This window comes from Aquificaceae bacterium, from assembly GCA_037722135.1.
GTDB lineage: Bacteria > Aquificota > Aquificia > Aquificales > Aquificaceae > Pampinifervens > Pampinifervens sericum.
Window position 1 is genome coordinate 1 of the sequence record JBBKAW010000074.1, and the last position, 3,510, is coordinate 3,510.

Genomic DNA, 3,510 nt, shown 5'->3' on the forward strand with positions numbered 1-3,510 from the left:
TGCTAAGATTTTAATATGGACCAGCTGGATTTTCACATATCACAGGTGGCAAGAATTCTCGGACTTGCACAGCCTGTGGGTTTTATGCTCTCCTATGAGTTTGGAGATATATGGATAGATGTTTATATGGAAAAAACTCCGGATGGTTGGTCTGGTAAGACCTATACCATAAGCGTCCCTAAGGAAAAATCCGAAAGGCTTACAAGACTTGTGGAAAGTATAGGTGGACTGGCTGAAGATGTATTTTTGGATTTTGAAAGGGCATATGTAAGTCTTTCACAGGAAGATTGGGAATCCGCAAGCCCTGTTATAATGAGTTTACTATGAAGGTAGGTTTTATAGGACTTGGAAGTCTTGGAAAGGCTATAGCAAAAAGGCTTTTGGAGCAGGGTGTAGAGCTCTTACTTTGGAATAGGACACGGGAAAAGGCACTTGAGCTTGGTCTTCCCGTTGCGGACAGTCCCGCACATCTAATAAGTCAAGTGGACAGGGTATTTCTTATAGTCTTTGACTCTCATGCTTCTGAAGAAGTAATATTTGGAAAGGATGGGCTTGTTGAGGGTGGAATAGAGGGTAAGACCATAATAGACATGACTACAAACCATTATGCTTATGCAAAGCTCGCATACGAGGAGCTAAGAAAAAGAGGAGCTTATTATCTTGACGCACCCGTTCTTGGTAGCGTAATACCTGCACAGAAGGGTGAGCTTACAGTTCTTGTGGGAGGAGACAAGGAAAAGTTTGAGGAAAACAAGCACCTGTTTGAGAAGTTCTGTAGGAAGATTTTTTATGTGGGTCCTTCTGGAAATGCAAGCAAGCTTAAGCTCATAAACAATATGGTTCTTGGTGGCTTTATGCAGGTGCTTTCTGAAGCAATAGCCCTTGGAGAGCTTGCGGGTTTTGAAAGGGAGCTTCTCATTGACATCTTAGAAAACGGTGCTGGAAGGTCTTACCTTTTAGAGGTGAAAAAGAAAAAGCTCCTCCAGAGGGACTACTCGGTTCACTTTTCCGTTGACCTTATACACAAGGACCTCCATTATGCGGAAGATATGGTAAAGGATTTGGGAGCTTTCAGTCTAAGCCTTCAAAACGTAAAAAATGCCTATGCCCTCGCCAAGTATTTAGGTATGGGGAGCGAGGACTTTTCAGTCCTCGTGGAGCTATACAAGAAACTTAAAACTCAAAATCCTTAAGATACTTAGCTCTTGCTGGATGCCTTAGCTTTCTTATAGCCTTTGTCTCAAGCTGGCGTATTCTCTCTCTCGTAACATTAAACATCTTGCCTATCTGTTCAAGGGTATACTCTGTGCCATCCACAAGTCCATACCTATACATGAGTATTTCTCTTTCTTTCTCTCCGAGGGTGTTTAAGACCTTTATAAGTTGCTCTCTAAGAAGTTTTCTTGAAACTTGCTCCTCCGGTGATGGGACGCTTTTGTCTTCTATGAAGTCCTTCAAGTGTGTCTCTTCGTCGTCTCCTATGGGTGTTTCAAGAGATATGGGTTCTTGAGATATTCTCATCACCTTCCTTGCCTTTTCTGGTGATATACCAAGATACTTGGCTATCTCTTCTGCGGTAGGTTCTCTACCAAGTTCTTGGAAAAGCTTTTTGTGTGCTTTTGTTATGTCATTTATAGTTTCTATCATGTGGACGGGTATGCGTATGGTTCTTGCCTGATCTGCTATAGCCCTCGTTATTGCCTGACGAATCCACCATGTGGCGTAGGTGGAAAACTTATAACCCTTTCTGTAATCATACTTGTCTACCGCCTTCATAAGCCCTATGTTGCCCTCTTGGATAAGGTCAAGGAAGTGTAGACCTCTGTTTACATACTTCTTAGCTATGGAAACCACGAGCCTTAGGTTGCATTTTACCATAACCTGCTTTGCCTGAGTTACTTTTGTCCTACCCTCTTTTATTATGTGCATAACTCGTTGTAGCTCTTCGGGCAATATACCCATCTCCCGTCTTAGTTCTTCTATCTCCTTCTTTAGTGCAAGGTATTCATCTCTTAGTATTTGGAACTTTGCAAAGCCATAACCAGCCATTTCCGCTTTTTTCTGCAAGGTGAGGTCCTGTTCATAGTTCTGTATTAACTCATCTATATCTGGATGTATGCTTTCTAACTTTTTCTTTCTTGCTTCAAACTCTTTAAGCTTCTTCGTGTATTTGTTATAGAGGTTTAGAAGCTCGTCCGCTATGCGTTCAAATTTTGAGTATTTAAGTTTCATATCCTTAAGGATTCTGTTCATCTTAGCGTGTCTTCTTAGATATTCCTTTTTATATTCTGGAGTTGCGTAAAGAAGATAGTTGTCTCTCCAATAGAGGGCTTCTTTGTAAGCCTTTGCCAATTCAAAACCCTTTTCTATGAAATATCTTTCTAACTGTTCATGGTTTTCCTCATATTCCTCTATGGTTTTGCTGTCATCCACCGTATCCATTATGTCGGTAACTTTTAGCTTACCGTTGCATACCTCTCCCCAATCCTTCAAAACCCTGTCAATAAGAAAAGAAGTTCTTAAGAGCCCCCTTCTCATCACCTTCCTCCCCATCTCTATCTGCTTTGCATACATTATCTCCTCTTCCCTTGTGAGGAGTGGTATCTTGCCCATGTCTTTAAGGTAAAGCCTTACTGGGTCTCCATCTTTGCCCGTGAGTAGCAAGCTTTCGGTGGAAACGGTAAAGGTATCTTCCTTTTCCGTCTCCTCCGCAAACTCTTCCGTTTCCACTATCTTTACCCCTCTCTCCTGAAGAAAGTCCATTATTTCTTCATACAGCTCTGTGTCCACAAGTTCAGGTCCAAGAAGCTCGTTAATTTCGTCGTAGGTTACATAGCCTTTTTCACTTACTTCAATTAGCTTTTTCATGAGCTGTTTGTATATCATCCGAGACCTCCTGTATGTATAATCTTCTCAGATATTGTGCATTCCTTGGGATTTGTATATTGACCTGCTACAGTGTATGCTTTAGCACCTCTATTCAAACTCCTAAGCTCAGACCCCATAACTTTCTAAAAATATATTTACCCTTCTCTTCTCTGGCAACCTAAATTATGGTGAATATGTCCTCTATGCTTCTCCTTGGTGTCGGTATTGGTTCTTCCGCTGGATATCCAACTGTAAGGATAGCTATGGGTTTCCACTCCCTGGGTGTGGAAAGGGAGGCTTTTAGTCCAGCCTCTTCAAAGGCACCCACCCAACAGGTGCCTAATCCAAGTGCTACCGCAGAAAGCTGAGCGTAGGCACAGGCTATGGTAGCATCTTGTATGCAGTAGAGCTCCGCACCCCTTTTGCCATACTTTACCGCACTTTTCGAAGGATTGGCAAAGAAGACAAAGACCACAGGAGCTTCCGCTATAAACCATTGGCTTAGAGCCCAGCGTGCAACCTCTGTCTTTTTAACTTCATCAAGAACCACCAACACCTCATAAGCCTGAAGATTCCCCGCAGAAGGTGCACTCCTTACCGCTTCCATTATAGCCCTTATCTTTTCTTCTTCAACAGGTCTTT

Annotated in this window: 4 protein-coding genes; 2 read left to right on the forward strand and 2 right to left on the reverse strand. The window is 42.3% G+C overall.

The features are described from left to right. The first annotated feature begins 15 nt into the window (after positions 1–15). Both WKI49_05385 and WKI49_05390 read left to right on the forward strand, forming a co-directional pair. On the forward strand, positions 16–327 hold the full coding sequence (locus WKI49_05385) for a hypothetical protein (protein MEJ7621922.1): 312 nt from the start codon (positions 16–18) through the stop codon (positions 325–327). Continuing rightward, on the forward strand, positions 324–1,193 hold the full coding sequence (locus tag WKI49_05390) for an NAD(P)-dependent oxidoreductase (GenBank protein ID MEJ7621923.1): 870 nt from the start codon (positions 324–326) through the stop codon (positions 1,191–1,193). The genes WKI49_05385 and WKI49_05390 overlap by 4 nt, the downstream gene beginning before the upstream one ends. On the opposite strand, the gene rpoD is transcribed toward WKI49_05390, so the two are convergent. Together rpoD and WKI49_05400 are read right to left on the reverse strand one after the other, a co-directional pair. Then, a complete protein-coding gene (gene rpoD / locus WKI49_05395) occupies positions 1,174–2,886 on the reverse strand; it encodes an RNA polymerase sigma factor RpoD (GenBank protein ID MEJ7621924.1) in 1,713 nt (570 codons plus the stop codon). The genes WKI49_05390 and rpoD overlap by 20 nt on opposite strands. A gap of 160 nt (positions 2,887–3,046) precedes the next feature. Beyond that, the coding region (locus WKI49_05400) for a nitroreductase family protein (protein ID MEJ7621925.1) at positions 3,047–3,510 on the reverse strand (464 nt) is incomplete at its 5' end.

Excerpts from the sequence above, each read along its gene's own strand:
- WKI49_05390 (MEJ7621923.1), top strand. The coding sequence starts at position 324 with ATGAAGGTAGGTTTTATAGGACTTGGAAGTCTTGGAAAGGCTATAGCA.
- rpoD (MEJ7621924.1), bottom strand. The coding sequence starts at position 2,886 with ATGATATACAAACAGCTCATGAAAAAGCTAATTGAAGTAAGTGAAAAA.
- WKI49_05385 (MEJ7621922.1), top strand. The coding sequence starts at position 16 with ATGGACCAGCTGGATTTTCACATATCACAGGTGGCAAGAATTCTCGGA.